Genomic DNA, 24,904 nt, shown 5'->3' on the forward strand with positions numbered 1-24,904 from the left:
GGCTCCCTTCAATCTTGTTCGACTTATGCGGCTCGCCGGCTTGTATCACCAGCTTGGCAAGGCTTTGCGCGGCCCGCAGAGGCCAGTCGATGGATGGCGCGCGGGCAAAGAAATGGCGAGCTGCCGGGCTCGCCTTGGCAATCACTATTGCAAAGCTCGTCGTTGAAATGAACCTGACAATCTGCAAGATTGGCGAGAGCTTTCAGGCAGATTGACCAATACCATGAGCAATATGACGAAAAACGCCGACGCAGCCTTGTTGAACCTGCTGCGCGCCAACGCCCGCGAGTCGATTTCCGAGCTGGCGCGCAAGCTCGGCGTGTCGCGCTCCACGGTGCAGAGCCGTATCGAAAGGCTGGAGCAGCAGGGCGTCATCAGCGGCTATTCGATCAAGGTGTCGGACAGCTACGCGCAGTCGCTGGTGCGCGCCCACGTGTTGGTGACGGCGCTGCCGAAGCTGTCGCACCAGGTGGTGCAGGCACTGGAGAAGATCGCCGAGGTGAAGACGCTGCATTCGGTGAGCGGCAACTTCGACATGATCGTGATCGTCGAGGCGCTATCGATCCGCGACCTGGATGCGGTGCTGGACCGCATCGGGGCACTGGACGGGGTGGAGCGGACGATGTCGTCGATCATCCTGTCGACGCGCATCGATCGGTGATAAGGGTGCCTTCCCGGTAGCGGCGAGTACCACGCCGGCCGGGCCGGCGTGGGGTGGGTTCGCGAGCAAGCTCGCTCCTGCAATCAGCCTCGGCGTGCTCTTCGTAGGACCGAGGGGGACGCCCAGTCCTTGCTCGCGAACTGCCCAGCGCCGATGTTTCCTGTTCTGTCGATCAGCCCAGCTCTTCTTCCAGCGCCAGCAGCTCTTCCACGCGCTGGCGGCGGCGGATCAACTTCGCTTCGGCGCCTTCGAGCAGTACCTCGGCGATCAGCGGGCGGCTGTTGTAGTTCGACGACATGGACGCGCCGTAGGCGCCGGTGTCTTCGATCAGCAGCAGGTCGCCGACCTGGGCGCGCGGCAGGGCACGGGGGATGACCACGCCGCCATCGCCCTGGGTGAACACGTCACCGGACTCGCACAGCGGGCCGGCCACCACGGTGTCGATCACTTCGCGGCTGGCCACGTCGCCGGCCAGTACGCGGATGCCGTGGTAGCTGCCATACATGGACGGGCGCATCAGCTCGTTGAAACCAGCGTCCACCAGCACGAAGTGGTTGCGGCCGGCATCCTTGGTGGCGCGCACTTCGCTGAGCAGGCAGCCGGACTGGGCGACCAGGTAGCGGCCCGGTTCGATCTCCAGGTGCAGCGCGTGGCCGACCACGGCCTCGGCGGCCTTGCGCGCCTTGTCCCACAGCTGGAAGTAGTGCGCGGTGTCCACTTCCGGGTCGCCGGCACGGTAGGGGATGGACAGGCCGCCGCCGGCGGAGATGCCGGACAGATCGTGGCCGGCGTCCTTCACCTGCTGCACCAGGCCGAGCATGGCTTCGCCGACCTGGGCCAGGTGGCCGTAGTCGACGCCCGAACCGATGTGCATGTGCAGGCCGACCAGGCGCAGGCCGCGTTCGCGGATCACGTCCAGGGCGGCGCGCAGGTCGCTATGCCAGATGCCGTGCTTGGAGTGCTCGCCACCGGTGTTGGTCTTGTTGCTGTGGCCGTGGCCGAAGCCAGGGTTGATGCGCAGCCACACCGGGTGGCCGGGGGCGACTTCGCCCAGCTGGCGGAGCATGTCGATGGAGCCGGCATTCACCGGAATGCCGTGCTCGACCACGGTTTCCAGAGTGGTGCGGTCCAGCAGGTCGGCAGTGAAGACGATCTCGGATTCATCTTCACGGCACGAGTAGCCGGCGGCCAGGGCGCGCAGCAGTTCGCCCTGGGAGACGGCGTCGACCTTCACGCCCTGTTCGCGCATCAGGCGCAGGATGTGCAGGTTGGAGCAGGCCTTCTGGGCGAAACGGATGATATCGAAGCTCTTCAGGCGCTCGATCTGGCCGCGGATGGTGGCTGCGTCGTAGATCCACAGCGGGGTGCCGAATTGCAGGGCGAGCTGTTCGGCGCGGGGCAGGGCGAGGTAAGTCATGAATGGGCTCCGAAGATAGATGGCGCTAGTCTACCGGCCCTTTGCATGGCTGAATAATGCCGCTTGTTATCTGGTCAATTCAATTTTGATATAGGGTGCAGCCGACGCCGGCTTCGCGCAGGCGCTGTACCAGTACGCCGGCTTCTGCCTGGAGCGCCGCGACGAAGCGCTCGCGCAGCGGCGTGGCGGGGCGGTACAGCGGCTTCGCCACGCTGACCTGGAACGGCAGCGAGAAGGCCAGCGGGCGCAGCTGGATGCCCTGGCCCTGGAACATCAGCGCGGTGATCGGGTTGACCACGGCCAGGCCCAGGCCGGCGCGGACCATGCTGCACACCGAGACGGCGCTGTGGGTTTCCACCTGCATTTGCCGCTGTACGCCGGCGCTGAGGAATACCGCGTCGATCAGGTGCCGGTAGCGGTCGCTGGTGGCCAGGCTGACGAAGGGCAAGCCGGCAAAATCCGCCGCCTGCAGGCGCTCGCGGGCCACCAGCGGATGGCCGTCCGGGAGGATGCATACTTCGTCCACCGCCAACAGCGGCTGCAACTCGGTACCACGCGGGGCGTCGTCGTTCTCGATCAGGCCGATGTCGTGGTGCTGGGCGCTGAGGGCTTCCTCCAGGTGCGGCGACTCCAGCGCCGCCACTTCCAGGCTGATCGCCGGATTCTCCCGGCTGAAGCGCTTGCAGGCTTCCGGCAGCAGTGCCTGGGACAGCGCCGGCAGGCAGCCGATGGAGAACTTGCCCTCGGCGAACTGCCCCAGGCTGCCGGCGAAGGCGACGATGCGGTCCAGTCCGGTGAAGGAGCGCTCCACCTCCTCGAACAGCATCAACGCCCGCGCCGTCGGCGCCAGCCGTCCGCGCTCGCGCAGGAACAGCTCGAAGCCGACCAGTTGTTCCAGCCGTGCCAGCTCGCGGCTGACGGTGGGCTGGCTGGTATGCAGGAACGCCGCCGCGCGGGTGACGCTGCCGGTGGTCATGACCGCGCGGAAGACTTCGATGTGGCGGAGGGTGATCATGCTCGGGGCCGGAAAGAGGAATGGCGGCAGCGTAAGGCGTCCGCGCGGTCTTTCGCAAATCGGCCGGGGTTGTGTAGTGTCGGGCCGTCATGCGAAGGAGCGACAAGGCTGATGGAAGGCGAACAATCCGCGCCCGCTGAACCAGGGCTGGTCCGGCTGGCGTGCTGGGTTTTTCTAGGGGCTCTGCTGGCTATTGCGCTGGGCGCGTCCGGCATGGCGTTGGCGATGTATCGGGTCATGGGCAGCGATATCTGGGCGCTGAGCGATTACGGCCGGTTCCACGCCATCTTCGATCCCGCCGTTCTGTGCGGCGCGTTGTTCGCGCTGGGTCAGATCTTCTGGCTGATGCTCCGCAGCCGCCGCGCCCGCGTGGTGCTGGTGCTGCTCTATACGCCGGTTGCGCTGCTCATCTGGGCCGGTTTCACCGGGCCATACCTGTTCTCGTTGTCGGTGGGTGAGCTGGTCCTTTACCTGCTGGGTGGATAAGCACTCTCGGTAGGATGGGTGGAGCGCAGCGATACCCATGCGGTTGGTGCAGAGAGCTGATGGGTATCGCTGCGCTCCACGCCATCCTACGAAGCTGCGCTCCACCCATCCTACGAAGCTGCATTCCTGCGCGAATCGTTTCGCGCTGTTGGCTCAATGGAAATCCCGACTCCGCACATCCAGCCCCTCCAGCAACTCACTCAAGTCCGTCAGTCGCCCGGCGATCACATGGCGCACGCCGTCCTTGGCTTCCAGGGTGCCGTCCACCTGCATCAGGCGGGCGCTGAGGAAGGGCCTGCGCTGCTGGTCGGCGAGGTCGCGCCAGACGATCACGTTGATCATGCCGAACTCGTCTTCCAGGGTGACGAAGGTGACGCCGCTGGCGGTGCCGGGGCGCTGGCGGCCGACCACCAGGCCAGCGACGCGCACCGGGCGGTCGGCTTCCAGCGTCGCCAGTTCCCTTGAGCTGCGGCAGCGCCGGGCCTTGAGGGCGCCGCGCAGCAAGGTCATGGGGTGTGGGCCGAGGGTGGTGCCCAGGGTCGCGTAGTCGGTGAGCAGGTCTTCGCCGCGGCTGGGCAGTGGCAGGCTGACGGGTGCTTCTTCGGTGACCTGGCCGGCGAACAGCGGCAACTGCGGCTCGACCCCGGCAATCGCCCAGCGTGCCTTGTGCCGGTGGCCGGCGAGGCCGCGCAGGGCGCCGGCGTCGGCCAGCTGTTCGCGGGCGCGGCCGTCGAGATGGGCACGCAGGCAGAGATCGGCGACGTCCGCAAAGGGCCGTTGATCGCGTGCCTGGGCGATGGCATTGGCCACGTCCTCGCGCAGCCCGCGCACCATGCGCAGGCCGAGGCGGATGGCCGGCTGGCGTTCGGCGATGGGCTCCAGGGTGCAGTCCCAGTGGCTGTGGCGCACGTCCACCGGGCGAATCTCCAGGCCGTGGCGGCGAGCGTCCTGCAGCAACTGGTCGGGGCTGTAGAAACCCATGGGCCAGCTGTTGATCAGGGCGCAGGTGAAGGCCGCCGGTTCGTGGCACTTCAGCCAGCAACTGGCGTAGGTGAGCAGGGCGAAGCTGGCGGCGTGGGATTCGGGGAAGCCATAGCTGCCGAAGCCCTTGATCTGCTCGAAGATGCGCGCGATGTAGTCCTGTTCATAGCCCTTGGCGGTCATGCGTTCGAACAGCTTCTTGCGGTGCGGCTCCAGCCCGCCGTGGCGTTTCCAGGCGGCCATGGAGCGGCGCAGGTGGTCGGCTTCGCCCGGTGTGTACTCGGCGGCGATGATCGCCAGTTGCATCACCTGTTCCTGGAACAGCGGCACGCCCAGGGTGCGCTCGAACACCGGCTTGAGTTCCTCGGAGGGATAGACGACCGGCTCTTCCTTGTTCCGCCGCCGCAGGTACGGGTGGACCATGTCGCCCTGGATCGGCCCGGGGCGGACGATGGCGACTTCGATCACCAGGTCGTAGAAGGTCTCGGGTCGCAGGCGCGGCAGCATGGCCATCTGCGCGCGGGATTCGATCTGGAATACGCCGACGGTATCGGCGCGGCTGATCATTTCGTAGGTCTGCTTGCACTCCTGCGGCAGCGTGGCGAGTGTCCAGCGCTTGCCGCGATAATCGGCGATCAGGTTGAAGCAGCGGCGCAGGGCGCTGAGCATCCCTAAGGCGAGCACGTCGACCTTGAGCAGGCCCACCGCGTCGAGGTCGTCCTTGTCCCACTGGATCAGGGTACGCTCGGGCATCGCGGCATTTTCCACCGGTACCAGGGTTTCCAGCGGCTGCTGGGAGATGACGAAGCCTCCGGGGTGCTGTGACAGGTGCCGGGGGAAGCCGACCAGCTGGCCGGTCAGCGCCAGCACGCGGCGCAGGATCGGGCTCTCCGGGTCGAAGCCGGCTTCCACCAGGCGCTCGGGGGGCGGAGGCTCACGGCTCCAGGCGCCGCAGCAGTCGGCCAATGCGCCGACCTGGTCCGGTGGCAGCCCCAGCGCCTTGGCCACGTCGCGCACCGCGCCGGCGCCCCGGTAGGTGCTGGCTACGGCGGTGAGCGCGGCGCGGCTGCGGCCGTAACGACGGAACACGTACTGGATGACTTCCTCGCGGCGGTCGTGCTCGAAGTCGACGTCGATGTCCGGCGGCTCGTTGCGTTCGCGGGAGATGAAGCGTTCGAACAGCAGCTTGGCCTTGGACGGGTCCAGTTCGGTGATGCCCAGGGCGAAGCACACCACCGAATTGGCCGCCGAGCCGCGTCCCTGGCAGAGAATGCCCTCACCGCGAGCAAAAGCGACGATGTCGTGGACGGTGAGGAAGTAGCTGTCGTACTTCAGCTCGGCGATCAGTGCCAGTTCATCTTCGACGCGTTTGCGAACGGCGGGGGTAGCACCGTCTTTCCAGCGCAGAAGGATGCCTTCCTCGGTCTTCTCCCGCAGCCAGGTGCTGGGCGTATGGCCTTCGGGAACCAGCTCGCGCGGGTACTGGTATTTCACATCCTTGCCCAGATCGAAGCTGCAGCGCTCGGCAATCTTCAAGGTCTCAGTCAGCAACTCGGCCGGGTAGATCGCCGCCAGCGCCTCCTTCGGCCGCAGATGCCGTTCGCCGTTGGGGTAGAGATACTGGCCGGCCTCGTGCACCGGCAGGTGCTGGCGGATGGCGGTCATGCAGTCCTGCAGGGCGCGGCGGCCACGGATGTGCATGTGCACGTCGCCGCAGGCCACGGCGGAGAGGCCCAGGCGCGCGGCCTGTTCCTGCAGGCGACGCAGCTTGCCGGTGTCGTCCGGGCCCTTGTGCAGTTCGACGCCCAGCCACAGGCGCCTGGGGAAGCGCTCGCGCAGCCAGAGGCCGTCGTCGTCCTGGTCGTCTTGTGGCAGCCAGATCGCCAGCAGGTGGTCGAGATTGCCGTCGAAATCCGAACGCACCAGGCGATAGCTGCCCTTTTCGGCGCGGCGGCGGGCGTGGGTGATGAGGCGACAGAGGTTCTCGTAGCCCGTGAGGTTCTCGGCCAGCAGCACCAGCTTCGGACCTTGCTCGATGCTCAGTTCGCTGCCGGTGATGAGGATGAACTCCTGCTCCTTCGCCGCCTGCCAGGCGCGGACGATGCCGGCAAGGCTGCATTCGTCGGTGATCGCAAGCGCCCGGTAGCCCAGCTTCTTCGCCCGCTCGACCAGCTCGGCCGCACTGGAGGCACCGCGCTGGAAGCTGAAATTGGACAGGCAGTGCAGCTCGGCGTAGCCGATGCCTTCATCCGGCGCGCTCATGCGAACCAGCCGTGCAGCAGCAGCGGCCCCTTTTCGCCCACCGGGCGGAACACCCAGGCGCGCTGGCCGCTGCGGGTGCGTACCTGGTAGTAGTCGCGGCGGATGTCCTCGCCGTCCCACCAGCCGGACTCGATGCGCTCGGGGCCGGCCAGCAGGGTCGGGGCGAATTCGCGCAGCGGCTGGGGCTCGGCCAGCAGCCAGCCGGGGCGCGGAACGTCGGTGACTTGTCGGGGCGGGGTGGACTGATCCTGCCAGGCACGCTCCGGCCGGTGGTCGGCGCGTGCCCCGAGACTGTGCACGGCGTCGTCGCCCAGCCGCGCGCGCAGGCGTTCGCGCAACTGTTCCCAGGGTTGGGATTGCTGCGGGCGGTCGTCGAACAGCTCGCGGTGCTGAGGCACGAAGGGCGGCAGGTCGTCGGCGATAAGTCGCACGCTATGTACCGGGGCGCGCAGTTGCAATTGCTCCAGCCGGCCACGGCTCAGTTCGAAGAGCATGGCCGCCTCGCGCTCGGCGCTGAGCAGGCCGACCGGCATTGGCGTGTCGGCACCTTCGTGGTGCTCCAGGTGCAGGACGAAGCGCTGCACGCCGCTGTCTCGCCCGGCGAGGAAGGCGGCGAGGTCGCCGGTCAGGCGGCGCAGCGGGAACAGCAGGGCCTGGGTGGACTCCACGTCGAAGTTCAGCTCGATGCGCGACTCGAAGCGGTCCGGCGGCCGGTAGTACTCCAGGGCCAGCGGGCGCAGGCCGAGCAGGGTGTCGACCTGGCGCAGTACCTGTGGCGGGAAGCGCCGGGCCAGGCTCTCGCGCGGCAGGGCGAGCAGTTGCTGCAGGCTGCGCAGGCCCATGCGGCCCAGTGAGGTGGTGGCGTCGCGCTCAAGGCCCAGGCGCTCCAGCGGCATCCTGCCCAGGTACTGGCGCAACTGCTCGTTGTCGTGGATCGCCAGGCCGTCGTGGCCGTTGGCGAGGATGCGCGCGGCGGCTGGGTTGGGCGCGGCGGTGATGCGATGGCGAAAGCCCAGCCCGTCCAGTTCCTCGCGCAGGCGTGCCTCGAAGCGCGGCCAGGGGCCGAACAGTTGCAGGCTGGACTGCACCTCCAGCAGCAGCGCGCGTGGATAGTGCTGGCTGACTTGCGAGCTGAAGCCATAGGCCCAGGCGGCCAGCAGGTCCTGCCAACGCTGCACGTCGCGCAGGTCGTACTCGGCGGTGGCGAAATCGCGGCTCAGGGCCTGGGCGGCGGTGAGCGACTGGCCGGGCTTGAGGCCCAGCGCTCGCGCGGCCGGATTCACCGCCTGCAGCACGCGACGCTGGGTCGGCCCGGCGAGCAGCGCCAGGGCGGCGTCCGGTTCGGCACGCCCGCGCAGCACGCCGTCCATCGCCAGCTGTGGCAGGAGAATACAGGCCCAGAGCATGCCGGCCTCAGTGCCAGGGCAGTGGGATGGGGCGCGCCGGTGCCAGGCCGCCACGGCACTTGAGTACGCGCAGCTGTGCCGGATTGGCGTCCAGCGCCAGGCGCAGCGCGGCGGGTGACGGGTTGAGCGCTTCGCGCTGCGAGCGGTAGGCGATAGCCAGGGTCTGCCCGGTTTCAGCCGCCACCTGCAGGCGGCGCAGGGCGCGGTCATCGGCCTGCTGCGGCCAACACATCACGACGCCACAACTACCCGAGCGCAGGCACTGCTCGGCGGCCCAGAGCGCATCGCGGCCGCTGGCCTGAACGATGGCGAGTTGCTCCAGTGCGACGCCGGCGGCCTGCCAGGCGGCCGGGTAGGGCACATGGGGCGGGGCGACCAGCACGATGCGCTCGCCTGCCGCGCTGAGTCGCGCAAGGGTCGGCCAGACCAGTTGCAGTTCGCCGGTACCCTCGGCGGCCAGGAGAATTTCGCTGAGCGCCGCTTCCGGCCAGCCGCCAGTGGGCAGGGCGGCATCCAGCACCGCATGGCCAGTGGGCTGCTGGCTGGGCGGCAGGCCCTGGGGCTGGCCTTTCCAGACCTGGCGCTGGTGGAGCAGGGTATCGAGTGCGACCACGCTGCCCATCACGGCCTCCCGGCCGGCGAGCGGCGACGGTCATGCGCCCGGCGGGAGGGCCAGGGAAGGGATATGGGGAGGATGAACATGGGGTTGCTCGGAAATAACTGTATGGATATACAGTTTATCCGGTAGAAAGGTGCCGTCAATGGCGGTCGGTCTGACGGACGTGGCTGCTCACTGTAGGAGCGGGCCATGCCCGCGATCCGCCGGCAAGGCCGGCGTTGGGCAGGTTCGCGAGCAAGCTCGCTCCTACAACGAGCGCCGGAGTTCAACAGGTAGGAGCGAGCTTGCTCGCGAACCGCACGGCACAAAGCCAATCGTGAAACGGAAAATCCACGCGATGAGTTACAGCAGCAGAAACCCCTGCGGCTCCTTCGACCGCGGTGGATCGGCCACGAACTTCAGCCGCTCGGTCTTCCACCAACTGGGCAACAACCGCCGCACCACCGGCTGGTTGAAGCGATCATCGAGCAGGTAGATCACCCCCGAGTCCGTGGGCGTGCGGATCACCCGCCCAGCGGCCTGGACGACCTTCTGCAGACCGGGGAACAGGTAGGTGTAGTCGTAGCCGTCGCCGAACATCCCCTGCATGCGCTGCTTGATCTCCTCGTTGACCTCGTTCACCTGCGGCAATCCCAGCGTGGCGATGAAGGCGCCGATCAGGCGGTCGCCCGGCAGGTCGATGCCCTCGCCAAATGCACCGCCGAGTACGGCGAAGCCGATGCCCTGCGAGTGCGGGGTGAAGCGGTCGAGGAAGGCCTGGCGCTCCAGTTCGTTCATGCTGCGCGACTGCACCCAGCGCGGGATGTCCGGGTGTTCGGCGGCGAAGCGCTCCAGTGCCTGTTGCAGGTAGGCGTAGCTGCTGAAGAAGGCCAGATAGTTGCCGGGGCGGGCGCGGAACTGCCGGGCCATCAGGGTGCTGATCGGCGTGAGGCTGGCCTCGCGATGCTGGTAGCGGGTGGAGAGGTTGCTCAGCGCGTGGACTTCCAGTTGCTCGGCGTGGAACGGCGATTCCACTTCGCGCCAGGTGGTGTCTTCCGGCAGGCCAAGCAGGTCCGCATAGTAATTGGCCGGGTTCAGCGTGGCGGAGAACAGCGTGGTGCTGTGGGCCACCTCGAAGCGTTCGGCGAGGAAGGGCGCCGGCACCACGTTGCGCAGGCACAGGGTGGACAGCGTGCGCTGGCCGCTGCCGTCGTGGCGGGTGATGTCGAACAGCGAGTGCGGCCCGTAGGCCTCGGCCAGCCGGCAGAACAGCATGGCGTCGAGGTAGAAGCGCAGCAACTCGGCCTCGTTGCCGGTGGGCTGGTCGGTGAGGTGATCGGTGATGGCGCTGACGGCTTTCTGCAGTGCGGCGATGAACAGGTCCGGCACCGTCGGGTAGATCTGGTAATCGACCTCCTGGTCGCGGTGCATCTGGTTCCAGTGCCGGCCGACGCGCTCCAGCACGCCTTTCAGCCCGGCCGGGGCGACCTTGCGCAGGGCGTTGAACTCGGACTGGTCCAGCTCGGCGCTGTACATGCCGCGGCCGCGCTCGATGAGGTTGTGCGCCTCGTCCACCAGCAGCGTCACCTTCCAGTCGTTGAGTACCGTCAGGCCGTAGAGCAGGGCGGTCATGTCGAAGTAGTAGTTGTAGTCGCCCACCACCACGTCGGCCCAGCGGCACAGCTCCTGGCTCAGGTAGTAGGGGCAGACCTGGTGTTCGAGCGCAACCTCGCGCAGGTTTTCCTGGGTCAGCCAGCGGCGCTTGAGCGCGGCCTCGCGGGCGGCGGGCAGGCGGTCGTAGAAACCCTTGGCCAGCGGGCAGGAGTCGCCGTGGCAGGACTTGTCCGGATGCTCGCAGGCCTTGTCGCGCGCGACGTGTTCGAGTACGCGCAGGGGCTGCGCGGCGTCCTGCTGGCGCAGGGTCGACAGGGCATCCAGGGCCAGGCGGCGACCGGGAGTCTTGGCGGTGAGGAAGAACAGCCGGTCGAGCTGCTGCCCGGGGAATGCCTTGAGCTGCGGGAACAGGGTGCCGAGGGTCTTGCCGATGCCGGTGGTGGCCTGGGCCATCAGCGTCTGGCCGTCGCGGGCGGCGCGGTACACCGACTCGGCGAGCATGCGCTGGCCCTGGCGGAAGTCGGCGTAAGGGAAGCGCAGCGCCTCCAGGCCCCGGTCGCGCTCGATGCGATGGGCACTTTCCTGCTCGGCCCATTGCACGAAGCGCTGGCATTGCAGCTCGAAGAAGGCGCGCAGGTCGTCGGCGGCGAAGCGCTCGCGGAACTCGGTTTCCTTCTGGGTGATGACGTTGAAGTAGACGACGGACAGGTCGATGGCGTCGATTTCCAGTGTCTGGCACAGCAGCCAGCCGTACACCTTCACCTGCGCCCAGTGCAGCAGACGGTGATTCTGCGGGATGCGCGCGACGTCACCGCGGTGGGTCTTGATCTCTTCCAGCAGGTTGGCATCCGGGTCATAGCCATCAGCGCGGCCACTGACCACCAGCCCCGGATACTCGCCGCGCAACGGCAATTCCGCGATGTAGCCCAGGCCACGCCGGGAGACCACCGTGGCGTGCCCGGCCATGCCTTCCTGGGCGGTGGGGGCTGGGGTGAATCGCAGGTCGAGGTCACCTTCCTTGGCGGTGAATTCGCACAGCGCGCGCACGGCGATGGCGTAGCTCATTCGCTTTCGTCCGCCTCGCCCTGCCAGCGCACATAGCAGACTTCTACCGGCATGCCGTGCTCGGCGCAGAAGGTCAGCCAGCGCTTCTGGTTATCCTGCAGGCGGTCGCCGGGGCCCTTCACCTCGATCATCCGGTAGCGCGCCTCGGCGGGCCAGAACTGGATCAGGTCGGGCATGCCGGCACGGTTGGCCTTCGGGTCGGCCAGCAGGCGTTCGAACCACAATTTCAGGTGTGCCGCCGGCAGGCAGTGCAGGGCCTGGTCCAGCAGGTTTTCGTCGAGTAGCTCCCAGTGCACGAAGGGCGAGAGGATGCCGTGCTTGGCGGCGTAGGTCTCGCGGATTGCCACCCGGTACGCGTCACTGTCCAGCAGCGCCAGGCGCGCGGCGAAGCTTTCCGAGCGACGGCTGACGAAGTCGCCGCGGTTGAGGTCGCTGGGGCCGGCCTGGAAGGGGTGGAAGAACGCGCCGGGCAGCGGGGCGAAGATCACTTCCCAGCAGAGCAGGCCGAACAGGCTGCAGACCAGCGCGTTCTCCACGTAGTGCACGGGCGCTTGTTCCTCGTGGAGCACGGCCTGCACAGCGAATTCGACGTTGACATCCGGACGCGGCAGCTCCAGGTCGATGCGCAGCGGTGGCGCGGGCCTGGCGGTCTTTTCCTTCGGCAAGCCGAGCTGACGCACCAGCCGCGTCAGCGCGCGCTCGACCAGTTGCAGCTCGCCGTCGCTTTCCGGCGCGGCCCGTGCTGCCTGCACCAGTGCATGGGCCTCCTCGAAGCGTTGCAGGCGTTCCAGTACGCGAATCTGCCGCTGCCGCGAGCCCCCGGTGACGGTGCGCTGGTACAGCGCCAGCGCGTTCTCCAGCTCGCCTTCGCGCTCCAGTTGGTAGGCCATGCGGTACAGCAGGCGGCCGTGGCGCGCCTGTAGGTAATCGTTGTCACTGGCGAAATCGCCCAGCTCCGCAACCAACTCGGCGATGGGTTCGCCGGCTTCGAAGCGGACGGCGCCGTTCCACAGGTGGATATAGGCCTCCAGATCGTCGCGACGGCGGAAGGCGCGGGAGTCGGTGGTGAACGGGACGCTTTCGTAACGGAAGATGCCGAGGTCGGCGAGGACGAACTCCGACCAGTCCTGCTGCAGGTTGCCGAAGAACAGCAGGCGCAGACGGTCGCACAGCGGCGTCGCCATCAGGGTGTAGAGGCTATCGAGTTGCGGATACCAGCCTGCGAACGGCTGCACCTGCCCGTGGTAGGCGTGCAGGTGCTCGTAGAGATCGGCCTTCTTCAGCGGCCCGCGTGGCAGGTCCTCGCGGAAGCGCGCTAGCAGTTCGTCCTTGAGCAGCAGCGGCAGTAGCTCGTCTAGTGCGAGCGGACAAGCGTCGTCCAGCCAACCCAGCTCCAGCAGCGGTGCGGCGGCGTTGGGAATATCGCCGATCTCCGCATAGTTCAGCTTGCTCGCGCGAAAATGTGGCCCCTTGCGCATCACCAGCCGCACCAGCAGTGCCCGCGACGGCAGCTGCAGCGCGCGGAAGTCGGCGATGAACCGGGCTTCCTCGGCGTCGAGCAGGTCGGCGTAGCGCTCGTCGATCCAGTCGAGGGCGCGGTGGAAGTTGGTCAGGTAGTAGAGGCTGGGGTCGAGCGGCGCGGGCATTTTCTTGAGTGGGCCAGGCACTGGTTTTACATACAGTGGCAAGGATGGCGTGATGGGGGCTCGGCCGCAAGGGTTGTGGCGGCCTTTCATCGGGAGATGTCGGGGTTTTCTGTAGGAGCGCCCCATGGGCGCGATCGCGGGCATGGCCCGCTCCTACAGGGGCAGCGGCATCAGCTCTGTAGGATGGGTGGAGCGAAGCGATACCCATGCAGCGGGTACTCGGAATCGATGGGTATCGCTTCGCTCCACACCATCCTACGGTCGCTCTTTGCTCTACCGCATCGCACCGACTCAGCGAATCAACCCAGGCGGAACACTAGCGCCTTCAGGCCGCTGTCTTCCTCGATGTCGGCAAATTCCGGCGGGTTTTCCAGGCGCTCGACGAAGCGTAGTTGCGGCGCCTCGGCGGCCATGCCCTGGAGCAGGAAGTCGACGCCGACGGCCGGGTCGTTCACGCAGGCCAGCACGGTGCCGGCACCGTCCAGCAGTTCCGGCAGGCGGCGCAGGACGCGGGCGTAGTCCTTGTCGAGGACGAAGCTGCCTTTCTGGAAGCTTGGCGGGTCGATGATGATCAGGTCGTACGGGCCGGATTTCTTCACCTTGCCCCAGGACTTGAACAGGTCGTGGTCGAGGAAGCTCACCCTGGACAGGTCGTGGCCGTTCAGGCGGTGGTTGTCGCGGCCACGGCTGAGCGCGGCGCGGGCCATGTCGAGGTTGACCACCTTCTGCGCGCCGCCGGCCATCGCTGCCACGGAGAAAGCGCAGGTGTAGGCGAACAGGTTGAGTACGCGCAGGCCTGCGGAGTTGGCCTGTACCCACTGGCGGCCATAGCGCATGTCGAGGAACAGGCCGTTGTTCTGCTTGCGGCCCAGGTCCAGTTGATAGCGCAGGCCGTGTTCGCTGATCTGCCAGCCGTCGAAGGCTTCGCCATGGAGCACTTCCATGGTGCTTTCCAGGGTGTAGCGGTGCTGCAGCATCAGGCTGCGGGCGCCCGTGGCGCGCCAGGTCTCGCTATCGGCCAGTTCGCTCAGCATCGTCCTGAGCGCGGCCAGTTCCTCGCCTTCCGGCTCGCGGAACAGCGACACCAGCAGCACACCTTCCAGCCAGTCGGCGGTTACCTGCTCCAGCCCCGGCCAGCGCCGGCCGCGACCGTGGAACAGGCGGCGGGTTTCCACGGGAGCGGGGTTCAGCGCGGCGAGCAGTTGCTCGCGCAGGGTGGCGATGGCTTCGGTGTTCATCTTTCCGGTCTTTCTGATTCAGGCGATCGGGGTCAATCGGGGCGGCGATTCTACGCGCTCAGGCGCCATGGCGCTGCACCTGCAGTCTTTCCTCCGGGCGCGGGGCGACGAAGTAGCGGTTGAGCGCCTCGTAGCCAGCCGGGTCCAACGGCGCTGCCAACGGGGCGATGGCGTGGCGCGCCAACAGGCGACTGCGGCAGGTGGCCGGGTCGACGTCGAGAAAGTGCAGGCAGTGCGCCGCGCCAGCCTGCTCCGCCAGGTCGATCAGCCAGCGGCGGTCGGCGAGGGTGTTGGCGGGGATGTCCAGCACCACGCTGGTGCCGGCGCGCAGCAGGCCGACCACGTGGGGGCCCATGACCTTGCGCACGCGGCGGGCGTAGAGCTGGTAGTCGTCGGGGTTGCTGATGCCCCAGGGAAATAGCTCGGCCAGCCAGTGTTCCTCGGCCAGCATCACGGTGCCCGGTGCTTCGGCCAGCTCACGCGCCAGGCAGGATTTGCCCGAAGCCGCCTTGCCACACAGAAGGTGCAGCGTGCCTGTCTGCGGGTTCATGTAGTCGCCTCCAGCAGGTCGGTGCCATAGGAATTGTCCACGGTGCAGCGCCAGGCGCCGTCGGCTTCGCGGCGGAACACGTAGGTGGCGCGACGGCTCAGCTTGCCGTGGCTGGTGTCGAGCAGGGTCTGCGCCACTACCAGGGCGGTGTCGCCGGTTTCGAGGATTTCCAGTCGTCCCTGGCGCACCCGCAGGTTGTGCCCGAAGTGTTCGGCGATGGCGACGAAGGCCTGGCGGATCTGTGCCTTGCCGCGCGCCAGCAGGCCGGGCTTGACCACCAGCAGGGCGTCGTCGCTGTAGAACTCGATCAGCGCATCGAAGTCCTCGCGACCGATGGCTTCGTCGGCGGCCTGAATGAGCGCCTGCAAGGGGTGCTGGTTTGGGTGGGTTGCCTGGTCCATCAGTGTCTCCTCGATCGGGAGCCTCGGACGGCGGGCATTAAAAAACCCGCCGGGAGGCGGGTTTGGTTGTTCGCTTGAATGCGCTAACCCACCATCGGAGCGATGGTGGTAATAATCGGCTGGAAGGTGCGGTTGGCGGCATTCATGGTTCAGAAGCTATCAGAAGTTTCATACGTCGCGCCAGCGCTCTTTTTTTGTTGGCGCCATGGCATGATCGCGCCGCGCCATGGTCCAACTGCCTAGCCTCTCTCCACGCTGTAGCGGAGTCCTTTCATGCCATCCCCCCTTGCAACCCGCCTCCTGCGCGCCCTGGCGCTGCTCGCCGGGTTGGCCGCGTCCGTCGACGCCCTGGCTGTGCCTTGCCCATCGGGGCAGCGCCAGGTCTGCCTGGACACCTGCATGTGCCTGCCGGACCTGGGCGCTGTGCTCGGGCCAGTCCTCACCGATACCCGCAAGATGGCCGCGCAGGCACTGGGAGTATGGCTCCAGCAGTCCCGCGATCAGGCGGTGCAGGGCGGCACCGAGCCGATCCCGCTGGAGATCCGCGCCCAGCTGCAGCCTTACTACCCCGACGACGTGCTGATGGCGGCGCGCTATTCCATCGGCGCGCTGGACGACCTGAATGCCGGCCAGGCGATCATGCAGAACCCCGACACCGAGGCCGTTACCCTGGTGGATGTGATCGTCTTTCGCCGCGAGGACGATGCCCAGAAGGACGTCGCCCTCTGGGCCCACGAGCTATGGCACGTGAAGCAATACCAGGAGTGGGGCGTGCAGGGGTTCGCTACGCGCTACACCGATGACTTCAACGCCGTGGAAGCGCCGGCCTATGAGATGCAGCGGCGAGTTGCCAAGGACCTGCGTGACGGCAAAGTCACCGCCCAGACAAACTGACCTCAGCGGCTGGCGCTGGCGTACCGCCGCCGAGCGCCTTGCACAGGGCGATCAGCGTCAGGCGCAGTTGGGTATTGCTGTCTACCACATCGCGGCGCGATTGCAGGTAGGCGCGCTGGGCGTCCAGTTCCACCAGAAAGTCGGTCATGCCGCCGGCATAGCGCGCCTTGGCCATGCCATAGGCGATATCGCTGCTGCGCAGTTTTTCCTGCAGACGCTGGTTGCGTTGGCGTTCGGCACCGTAGTGGGTCAGCGCGTCGTCCACTTCCTGCCAGGCCTTGAGCACGGTCTGCTGGTAGGACACAGCGGCTTCCTGCTGTTCCAGCTTGCGCAGGTTGATCTGCGAGCGCCGCCGGCCGTTGTCGAAGATCGGCAGCGACAGGCTCGGTCCGACTGCCCAGGTGCGGCTGCCCCAGTCGCCGAACTGGCTGTCTTCGACCGATTCGTAGCCGAAGTTCGCGCCCAGGCGGATCGTCGGGTAGAGGTCGGCCACTGCCACGCCGATGTTGGCGGTCGCCGCGTGCAGCTGGGCTTCGGCGGCGCGGATATCCGGCCGCCGGCGCGCCACTTCCGACGGCAGCCCCAGGCTCAGGTCCGGCGTCTGAGGTTCGGCCTGTTCCACTGGCATCAAGTCATCGCGCAGGCTGCCTGGTTCGGCGCCGATCAGTACGCCGATCTGGTTGATCGCCGCGCTCTCGCTGGCCTGCAGTTGCGGCAGGCTGGAGCGCAGCTCGGCGAGCTGGCCGCGCTGGCGTTCGACGTCGAAATCGTCCACCAGCCCGCCGTCGGCGCGCACCTGGATCAGCTGCATCGATTCCTCGGTGGCGGTGATGTCCTGCCGGGCCACGGCGATCTGTTGCTGCACGCCGCGCAGTTCGAAGTAGCTGCGCGCCAGCTCCGCCGACACGCCCAGGCGGGTTTCCTCGAACATCGCCTGCTGCGCCGCCACGCTGGCGTCGGCGGCCTCGATGGAGCGGCGGATGCGGCCCCACAGGTCGGGCTCCCAGGAGGCGTCGAAACCGGCCTGGTAAAGCGTGAAGGGCTCGGCCAGCACCTTGGCGATCTGGTCGCTGTCGCCGGTGGGGGCGATGCGCTGGATCATCAGCGCGTTGGAGCCGTTCTCGCTCAGGCGCTGGCGGTTCACCGCGGCCGAGGCGTTGACGTCGACGCCGCGCTGGGCGGCCACCATCTGCCGCTGCATGCGGCTCTGGGCGAAGCGCAGCACGGCGGTGTTGAGGTCGGGGCTGGCCTTGTCGGCCCGGCGTTGCAGGTTGTTCAGCACCGGGTCGTTGAACAGGCTCCACCAGTCCTCGCTGAGCCGGGTTGCGCCTTCGGCCGGGTGCAACTGCCCGCTGCCGGAGTGGGCGGCCTGCCAACTGACCGGCGTCTGCGTTTTCGGCGCCTCGTAGTCGGGGCCCACGGCACAGCCGGCGAGGCTGCTACCCAGCAGGGCCAGTGAGACGAAGCGGGAAGTGAGGTTCATGGCTGACACCCTCTTGCAAAGCTAGTCATCCGAAGTGCCCTCGAAGCGTCGTGCGACATAGCCCATCAGCAGGCCGCCGAAGATGCCGATCAGGCCGCAGGCCAGGCCCATGGAGCGGTTGCTCACCATGCCGACGTTCTTCACGTGGGTGGGCAGGCCGAGCAGGCCGATGAAGAACAGCATCGCCGCCGACAGGGCGATCAGGTAAATGCCGCCGGCGCGCCAGGAGTTGGTGGGGATGCCCTTCTTCCGGCAATACAGGTACCCGAGGCCAAACGGCAGGGCGAGCTGGGTGAGGGCGAAGACGATGAACTGGCTGGTGTCGCTCATGGCTGTCCATTTCCAAGGAAGTTCCCTGTCAGGGTATTGCATTCGCTCGTCATGTCGGGTGATCCGCTACGCAAGCCGGTGGCGGAACAGCCACGAGGCGAGCGGCAGGGTGACGGCGGCCACCACCAGCATGGGGATCAGGTTCAGGCCGACGTCGGCCAGCGTCGCGCCTTCCAGGTAGACGCGCTGGATCAGGTCGATGCCGAAGCGCAGCGGGTTGGCATAGGTCACGATCTGCAGGAACTCGGGCATGTTGCGCACCGGCGTGGCGAGGCCGGAAAGCAGCGTCAGCGGCATGATCAGCACGAAGGTGTAGAGCATTGCCTGCTGCATGTTCAGCGACACCGCGCTGATCGACATGCCCAGCCCGACGCAGGCGATGGTGAACACTGTCAGCCCGCCATAGAGGTTGAGCAGCGAGCCGGCCATGGGTATTCGGAACCAGAACAGCGCCATCAGCAGCACCAGCGTGGCCTGCACCATGCCGATCAGCAGGGGCGGAATGGCCTTGCCGAGCATGATTTCCAGCGGTGTATAGGGCGTCACCAATAACTGGTCGAAGGTGCCCTGTTCGCGTTCGCGGGCGACCGAGAGCGCGGTGAGCATCAATGTCTGCATCATGCTCAGGGTGGCGATCAGCGCCGGGATCAGCGGCCAGCGGGTTTCCAGGTTGGGGTTGTACCAGGAGCGGCTGACCACGCTGATCGGCGCCGAGGCCAGACCCTGCTCGCGGTTGAATGCGTCCACCACCACGGCCAGGCCGGCGGCGGCGGAGCCGGCGGTGTTGGAGTTGCGCCCGTCGAGAATGACCTGGATCGGCGCCGGGTCGCCCTGGGCCAACCGTGTCTGGAAGTCCGAGGGAATGTGGATCACCAGCAGGGCCTTCTGCTCGTCGATCACCGTCTGGATTTCCTCCACGCGGGTGAGCGTCACCACGCGGTGGAAGATGCCGCTGCCATCCAGGCGCGAGATCAGGCGCGTGGAGGATTCGCTATGGCTGAGGTCGAGCACGGCGTAGGGCGCATCGTTGAGGTCGAAGGTCACCGCGTAGCCGAACAGCACGCTCTGCATCAGCACCGGTGCCACCAGCACGATCCGGTTGGCCGGATCCTTGAGGATTACCAGCAGTTCCTTGCGCCACAGGTTGAGGATGCGCCAGAGAAATTCCATGGGAGTCAGTCCAGCCGCTTGCGCGTCACCAGCCGCGCCAGGCCCAGCAGGGCGACGGCGTAGGCGGCGAGGATGGCGCAGTTCTTGAGGATCATCGGCCAGAAGTCGCCGGCCAGGAACAGGGATTTCACCAGTTCCATGAAGTAGGTCGCCGGCAGCAGGTTGCCGATCACGCGGATGGCGGTGGGCACGTTGCGCAGGTCGAAGATGAAGCCCGAGAGCATCATCGCCGGCAGGAAGCTGGCGAGCAGGGCAATCTGGCTGGCGAGGAACTGGTTCTTGGTCACCGCCGAGATCAGCAGGCCGATGCCCAGCGCCACCAGCATGTAGAGCATGGAGGCGATCACCAGGACGATGAAGGAGCCGTAGATCGGCACGTCGAACAGGAAGCGCGCGGCGAGCAGGCACAGCGCCAGGCCGATCATGCCGATGGCGAAGCAGGGGATGATCTTCGCCAGGAGGATTTCCACCGGCCGCACTGGCGTGACGAACAGTGCTTCGAGGGTGCCGCGCTCCCATTCGCGGGCCATCACCAGGGCGGTGAGGAAGGCGCCGACCAGGGTCATGATGAGTACGATCAGCCCCGGCACCAGGTACCAGGTGCTGGTGTTGGCGGCGTTGAACCACATGCGCTGGACGATGGTGACCGCGCCAGCCTGGCTTGCCGGGCCGGAGCCACGGTCGGCCTGCTTCTCGGCGTAGCCGGCGAGGGCGCTGCTGACGTAGGTGGAAACGCTGGCGGCGCGGGTGGCATCCGAGCCCTGCACCAGCACCTGGATCTGCGCGTGGCCGTCGTTGAGGTTGCGGGTGAAGTCGGAGGGGAACTGCACCACCGCGTCCACCTCGCGAGCGCGCATCAGCTTCTCGCCTTCGGCGTAGGAACGTACGAGGTGCGGTTCCAGATACTCGGTGCGGCTGATCCCGGCGGCCACGTCGCGGGCCACGGGGGAGGGGTCGTCTAGCACGATGGCGACGATGGCGCGCTTGACGTCCAGCGACAGGCCGTAGCCGAAGATCAGGATCAGCGCGATGGGCAGGCCGATGCCGATCAGCAGGTTGCTGCGGTCGCGCACTAGTTGCCGCACTTCCTTGCGGGTAAGTGACGCGAGGCGCCGCCAGAAGCCGCCAGCGCTCATGCGGCGCCTGCCTTGGCGTGATGACGGTTGCTTTCGACTATTTCAATGAACGCCTGCTCCATGTTCAGCGTGCTGCCCTGGCCGCCGGCCTGTTCGCGTACCTGTTGCGGAGTGCCCATCGCCAGCAGCTTGCCGGCGTCCTGGATGACGATGCGGTCGCAGTACTCGGCTTCTTCCATGAAGTGGGTGGTGATGATGATGGTGGTGCCGGAGGCCGCCAGCGCCGTGATGCGCTGCCAGAAGCCACGGCGGGCCAGTGGATCGGCGCCGCTGGTGGGTTCGTCGAGGAAGAGGATTTCCGGCTCGTGGAGCAAGCCGACCGCCATCGCCAGGCGCTGCTTGAAGCCGCCGGGCAGTTGGCCGCTGGGCGAATCTTCCTGCCCGGTCAGATCAAACTGCCGGGAAACCGCGTCCATCCGCTGCTTCAGCTGTTTGCCGCCCAGGCCGTAGGCACCGCCGAAGAAGCGCAGGTTCTCCGCCACCGAGAGATTGCCGTAGAGGGAGAACTTCTGTGACACGTAGCCGACCTTGCGCCGCGCCTGGGCCCGCGCGTGGCGCAGGTTGACCCCGGCAACCTGTAGCGTGCCGCTGGTAGCCGGCAGCAGCCCGCAGAGCATGCGGAAGGTGGTGGTCTTGCCGGCGCCGTTGGGTCCGAGCAGGCCGAAGATCTCGCCGCGGTGCACGCTGAAGCTGGTGCTGGCCACGGCGGTGAAGTCGCCGAACTTGCGCACCAGGTCCTTTACTTCGATCACCGTTTCGTCGCTGTCGGCGTGGCGGTGCGTTCCGGCCTTGAGCGAATCCATGTCGACCTGTTCGGCATCGCTGCGGGCGCGCAGAAGGAACATGAAGCCGTCTTCCAGGCGCGCATCCACCTGGCGCACCGGGGCGCCGTCGAGCAGCTTGTCCAGGGTGGCCTGGTCGGCGTCGGGCTGGCGGATGAAGCGCACTTCGCCGGACTGCGGCACGGCATCGACGATGTTCTGGTGGTCGTCCAGCAGCCGGGCCTGCAGGGTGCGCGCGGGCTCGTCCGAGGGTGGCGTGGCGATGAAGCAGAGGTTGTCGGCGTGCTCGCGGATCGATGCCGGGTCGCCCTGTGCCATCAGTTGGCCCTGGTGCAGCAGGAAGACTTCGGCGCAGCGCTCGGCCTCGTCCATGTAAGAGGTGGAGACCAGCACGCTGAGCTGTTCCTGCTCGATCAGCTGCTGGATGATTTCCCACAGTTCGCGGCGCGACAGTGGGTCGACGCCGACGGTGGGCTCGTCGAGCAGCAGCAGGTCCGGCGAGCGCACCAGGGTGCAGGCGAGGCCGAGCTTCTGCTTCATGCCGCCGGAGAGCTTGCCCGCGGGGCGGTCGGTAAAACGCGCCAGGTCGGTCATCTCCAGCAGGCGCTGGTAGCGTTCCTGGCGTTGCTGGTGTGGCACGCCATGGAGGTCGGCATAGAGGTCAAGGTTTTCCTGCACGCTCAGGTCTTCGTAGAGGCCGAAGCGCTGCGGCATGTAGCTGATGCGGTCCTGCACCTGCTGCGGCTGGGCATGGACGTCCAGGTCCAGCACTGTCAACGTGCCGGAGTCGGCCTGCAGCAGCCCCGCGACCAGGCGCAGGAAGGTGGTCTTGCCGGCGCCGTCCGGGCCGACCAGGGCGGTGAGCTGGCCGCGCGGAATGTCCAGGCTGATGTCCTTGAGCGCCTGCACGGTCTTGCCTGACTCTTTCACCAGGAAGTGCTTGGCCAGGCCTGCGGCGCGGATGACCGGGCCTTCGGCGTGGGTTGCCTGAACCGAGGCCATCAGCGCGGCTCGTCGGCGAAGCGCACCGTGGCCGGCATGCCCAGGCGCAGGCGGTTGTCCGGATCGGCCACCAGTACGCGTACCTCGTAGACGAGGCTGGTGCGCAGCTCCTCGGTCTGCACTGACTTGGGCGTGAATTCGGCCACCGAGGAAATGAACCCGACGTGGCCGTCGATGGCCTGGTCCGGGTGGCTGTCGGTGAACACCTGGGCTTTCATGCCGGGCTTGATCTGCCCCAGGTTGGTTTCGCTGACGTAGGCGCGAATCCATTTCGGATCGGTCAGGGCCAGCGAATACACCGGCCGCTGCGGCGATGCCATGTCGCCGGGTTCCAGCAGGCGCGAGCGTACGGTGGCGTTCTGCGGCGCCTTGAGGTCGGCTTCGTCGAGGTTGTGCTGCAGCAGTGCCACGTCGGCACGGGCGGCAGCGAGCTGGGCGTCGGCCTGGGCGATGTCCTCCGCGCGCGGGCCGATCTGGGCCAGACGCAGGGACTTCTGCCGGTCTTCCAGCTCGGCCTGGGCGACTTTCTGTTGCGAGGTGGCGCTATCGATGTCCTGCTGGCTGACGGCGCGGCCTCCTGGGCTGTTGGCGCGAATGTTCTGCAGCCGGCGCAGCTGGGTGTTGGCGAGGTCGAGCTGGGCGCGGGCTGCCTTGTCCTGGGCTTTCGCCCGGTCGATGTCCTCGGGGCGCGAGCCGTTCTTCAGGCGCAGCAGATTCTGCTCCTGAGCGGCGATCTGCGCCTGGGCCTTGTCAATCTGCAAGCGCAGGGTGCGCGTGTCGAGGCTGGCCAACACGTCGCCAGCCTTGACCTGATCGCCTTCCTCGACATTCATCTTCGCGATGCGCTCGCTGCCGGTGAAGGCCAGCGACACCTGGCGAATGTCCACGTTGCCGTAGAGCACCAGGCGTTTGTCATCACCTTCGCGGGAGTGCAGGTACCACCACACTCCACCCCCCAGCAGCAGCGCCACGAGCGCTACCAGCACCAGCTTCTTCGGCATGAGCCCATCCCTGTTTCGTGACAGCCGGGTGAAGGATAGACAGTTCTGCACCGGGCACCCGGATCTGTATCAACGACGCAACGCTCTAGCGTGCGTCCTGACCGTTCGACGGAAGATTGGGACCTTGGTTTCAACTCGTTTTGCGGGTTGGCTATAACGATTCCCAGTAGCCGTCACACGCAGCGCAGTTCCGACCTTTCGGGCGACGGCTGGGGCCCTTCCCGGGCTCCGGTCCATTGCCCATCGCCACCGTACGGGGTCGACCATGTCCAGACTGCGCCTGCCGCTCGCCGCGCTGTGCCCGCTCGCTGCGTTCTTCCTGGGTAACGCGTTCGCCGCGCCCCTCCAGCCGCCACCTGAATTCAGCTACGACGCCCAGGGCGCCACGACGGCGACGCTGACCGCCGAACGCCGCGAGGTGGCGGTAGGCAACGTGCGCTACGACACCCTGGTGTTCAACGGCCAGTACGATTCGCCCCTGCTGCGGCTCAAGCCCGGCGGCACGCTGACCCTGCGCCTGGACAACCGCATGGACGACATCACCAACCTGCACTTCCACGGCATGACGGTCACGCCGCTGGACGGTGGCGACAGCATCTTTCGCGAGACCCGATCCCATGAAGTCGGTGACTATCACTTCGCGATTCCCGCCAACCACAGCCCCGGTGCGTACTGGTACCACAGCCACTTTCACGGCGGGTCGCAGTACCAGGTGTCGGCCGGGATCGCGGGGCCGATCATCGTCGACGGCATCCTCGATCCGTTCCCCGAGCTCAAGGGCATCAGGGAACGCGTGCTGGTGCTGCGCAACTTCCAGAAGACCCTGACCGGGCGTAACGCCACCGAGGTCATCACCAGCGCGCCTTCTATCCGCACCATCAACGGCCAGTTCGAACCGACCCTCGATATCCAGCCGGGCGAGACGCAGCTCTGGCACTTCATCAACATCGCCGCCAACCAGTACTTCCGCATCGCCATCGATGGCCAGTCGATGCAGGTGTTGTCCCGCGACGGCAACACGGTGACCCGGCGGGTCGATGCGAAAGAGGTGCTGATCGGCCCGTCGGCGCGCTTCAGCGTGCTGGTGGTGGGGCCGGCGGCCGGCCAGCACGACATCACCATGGGCGCCGCCAATACGGGACCGGCGGGGGATACCTATCCGGCGCAGCGGCTCGCCATCCTCAACTCCAGTGGCGCGGCGGTGGCGACGAAGCAGATCACCAGTGCGTATCCGCAGGTCGAAGACTTCCGCCAGGAGAAAGTCGCGCGGGTCCGCCAGTTCGCCTTCCAGGACTCGGACAGTGACCCCAATACCTTCTACATCAACGGCACGCGCTTCGATCCGGGCAAGGTGAATACCACGGTGAAACTGGGCGACCTGGAGGAGTGGCGGCTGTACAACCCATCCCAGGAACTGCACCAGTTCCACATCCACCAGACCGACTTCCAGGTCGTCGAGATCAACGGCAAGCCGGTGCGTTTCAGTGGCTACCGGGACAACGTGTACATCCCCGCTACCGGCTCGATCACCCTGCGCATTCCGTTCCGCGACCCGGTGATGCTCGGCAAGTTCGTCTACCACTGCCACATCCTCGAACACGAGGACGGCGGCATGATGCAGGCGATCCAGGTAGTACGCCCGGAGGATTACGAGCAGGCGGTGAAGCTCGAACCCCTGGGCGGCATCTACGGCGACAACCAGACGTGCGCCTATCTGCGTAACACCGGGCGGGACTTCGACAAGTCCAACCCGCTGGCCAAGTGAG

20 protein-coding genes are annotated in these 24,904 nt (G+C 66.9%); 4 read left to right on the plus strand and 16 right to left on the minus strand.

The features are described 5' to 3' along the window. Positions 1–211: 211 nt before the first annotated feature. On the plus strand, positions 212–661 hold the full coding sequence (locus FAS41_RS13555) for an Lrp/AsnC family transcriptional regulator (protein WP_425467713.1): 450 nt from the start codon (positions 212–214) through the stop codon (positions 659–661). Positions 662–833: 172 nt separating this feature from the next. Here FAS41_RS13555 and lysA read toward each other — a convergent pair whose 3' ends face one another. After that, positions 834–2,078 (minus strand): diaminopimelate decarboxylase, encoded by a 1,245-nt coding sequence (gene lysA, locus FAS41_RS13560; protein WP_138523013.1) that lies wholly within the window; start codon positions 2,076–2,078, stop codon positions 834–836. A 79-nt stretch (positions 2,079–2,157) separates the two neighbouring features. After that, the gene (locus FAS41_RS13565; RefSeq protein ID WP_138523015.1) at positions 2,158–3,093 is read right to left on the minus strand and encodes a LysR family transcriptional regulator; all 936 of its coding nucleotides are present in this window, start codon (positions 3,091–3,093) and stop codon (positions 2,158–2,160) included. Positions 3,094–3,204: 111 nt separating this feature from the next. On the opposite strand from FAS41_RS13565, the gene FAS41_RS13570 reads away from it, so the two are divergent. Then, the gene (locus tag FAS41_RS13570) at positions 3,205–3,579 is read left to right on the plus strand and encodes a hypothetical protein (RefSeq protein WP_138523017.1); all 375 of its coding nucleotides are present in this window, start codon (positions 3,205–3,207) and stop codon (positions 3,577–3,579) included. A gap of 153 nt (positions 3,580–3,732) precedes the next feature. On the opposite strand, the gene FAS41_RS13575 is transcribed toward FAS41_RS13570, so the two are convergent. The 8 genes from FAS41_RS13575 to FAS41_RS13610 form a co-directional block, all read right to left on the minus strand. Next, on the minus strand, positions 3,733–6,822 hold the full coding sequence (locus FAS41_RS13575) for an error-prone DNA polymerase (protein ID WP_138523019.1): 3,090 nt from the start codon (positions 6,820–6,822) through the stop codon (positions 3,733–3,735). Continuing rightward, positions 6,819–8,228 (minus strand): Y-family DNA polymerase, encoded by a 1,410-nt coding sequence (locus FAS41_RS13580; RefSeq protein WP_138523021.1) that lies wholly within the window; start codon positions 8,226–8,228, stop codon positions 6,819–6,821. The genes FAS41_RS13575 and FAS41_RS13580 overlap by 4 nt, the downstream gene beginning before the upstream one ends. A 7-nt stretch (positions 8,229–8,235) precedes the next feature. After that, positions 8,236–8,850: a translesion DNA synthesis-associated protein ImuA gene (gene imuA, locus FAS41_RS13585; RefSeq protein ID WP_138523023.1), complete on the minus strand. Its 615-nt coding sequence runs from the start codon at positions 8,848–8,850 to the stop codon at positions 8,236–8,238. 339 nt (positions 8,851–9,189) lie between these two features. Then, on the minus strand, positions 9,190–11,505 hold the full coding sequence (locus FAS41_RS13590) for an ATP-dependent DNA helicase (protein WP_138523025.1): 2,316 nt from the start codon (positions 11,503–11,505) through the stop codon (positions 9,190–9,192). Continuing rightward, positions 11,502–13,151 (minus strand): VRR-NUC domain-containing protein, encoded by a 1,650-nt coding sequence (locus FAS41_RS13595; RefSeq protein WP_138523027.1) that lies wholly within the window; start codon positions 13,149–13,151, stop codon positions 11,502–11,504. Before FAS41_RS13595 ends, FAS41_RS13590 begins: the two co-directional genes overlap by 4 nt. 299 nt (positions 13,152–13,450) lie before the next feature. Beyond that, on the minus strand, positions 13,451–14,389 hold the full coding sequence (locus FAS41_RS13600; RefSeq protein WP_138523028.1) for a class I SAM-dependent methyltransferase: 939 nt from the start codon (positions 14,387–14,389) through the stop codon (positions 13,451–13,453). 58 nt (positions 14,390–14,447) lie between these two features. Beyond that, the gene (locus tag FAS41_RS13605) at positions 14,448–14,939 is read right to left on the minus strand and encodes a P-loop nucleotide/nucleoside kinase family protein (protein WP_138523030.1); all 492 of its coding nucleotides are present in this window, start codon (positions 14,937–14,939) and stop codon (positions 14,448–14,450) included. Further along, positions 14,936–15,340, minus strand: a complete 405-nt coding sequence (locus FAS41_RS13610) for a YybH family protein (protein WP_138523032.1) — start codon at positions 15,338–15,340, stop codon at positions 14,936–14,938. The genes FAS41_RS13605 and FAS41_RS13610 overlap by 4 nt, the downstream gene beginning before the upstream one ends. A gap of 273 nt (positions 15,341–15,613) precedes the next feature. Between FAS41_RS13610 and FAS41_RS13615 the strand changes: the two genes are divergently transcribed. Further along, on the plus strand, positions 15,614–16,234 hold the full coding sequence (locus tag FAS41_RS13615) for an eCIS core domain-containing protein (protein WP_138523034.1): 621 nt from the start codon (positions 15,614–15,616) through the stop codon (positions 16,232–16,234). On the opposite strand, the gene FAS41_RS13620 is transcribed toward FAS41_RS13615, so the two are convergent. The 6 genes from FAS41_RS13620 to FAS41_RS13645 form a co-directional block, all read right to left on the minus strand. Continuing rightward, positions 16,215–17,717 carry an efflux transporter outer membrane subunit gene (locus FAS41_RS13620; RefSeq protein ID WP_138523035.1) on the minus strand — a complete coding sequence of 501 codons (1,503 nt, stop codon included), beginning with the start codon at positions 17,715–17,717 and terminating at the stop codon, positions 16,215–16,217. The genes FAS41_RS13615 and FAS41_RS13620 overlap by 20 nt on opposite strands. Before the next feature lie 21 nt (positions 17,718–17,738). After that, entirely contained in the window at positions 17,739–18,047 is a 309-nt protein-coding gene (locus tag FAS41_RS13625; protein WP_138523037.1) for an MFS transporter, read from the minus strand. Positions 18,048–18,113: 66 nt separating this feature from the next. Beyond that, positions 18,114–19,217 (minus strand): ABC transporter permease, encoded by a 1,104-nt coding sequence (locus FAS41_RS13630; RefSeq protein ID WP_138523039.1) that lies wholly within the window; start codon positions 19,215–19,217, stop codon positions 18,114–18,116. 5 nt (positions 19,218–19,222) lie between these two features. Continuing rightward, positions 19,223–20,353, minus strand: coding sequence for an ABC transporter permease (locus FAS41_RS13635; protein ID WP_138523041.1), 1,131 nt, complete (start codon positions 20,351–20,353; stop codon positions 19,223–19,225). Then, on the minus strand, positions 20,350–22,137 hold the full coding sequence (locus tag FAS41_RS13640) for an ATP-binding cassette domain-containing protein (protein ID WP_138523043.1): 1,788 nt from the start codon (positions 22,135–22,137) through the stop codon (positions 20,350–20,352). Before FAS41_RS13640 ends, FAS41_RS13635 begins: the two co-directional genes overlap by 4 nt. Beyond that, positions 22,137–23,138, minus strand: a complete 1,002-nt coding sequence (locus FAS41_RS13645) for an HlyD family secretion protein (RefSeq protein ID WP_138523045.1) — start codon at positions 23,136–23,138, stop codon at positions 22,137–22,139. The genes FAS41_RS13640 and FAS41_RS13645 overlap by 1 nt, the downstream gene beginning before the upstream one ends. A gap of 265 nt (positions 23,139–23,403) precedes the next feature. On the opposite strand from FAS41_RS13645, the gene FAS41_RS13650 reads away from it, so the two are divergent. Continuing rightward, positions 23,404–24,903 (plus strand): multicopper oxidase family protein, encoded by a 1,500-nt coding sequence (locus FAS41_RS13650; RefSeq protein WP_138523047.1) that lies wholly within the window; start codon positions 23,404–23,406, stop codon positions 24,901–24,903. Position 24,904: the final 1 nt, after the last annotated feature.

The organism is Pseudomonas nicosulfuronedens (assembly GCF_005877905.1).
Taxonomy (GTDB): domain Bacteria; phylum Pseudomonadota; class Gammaproteobacteria; order Pseudomonadales; family Pseudomonadaceae; genus Pseudomonas; species Pseudomonas nicosulfuronedens.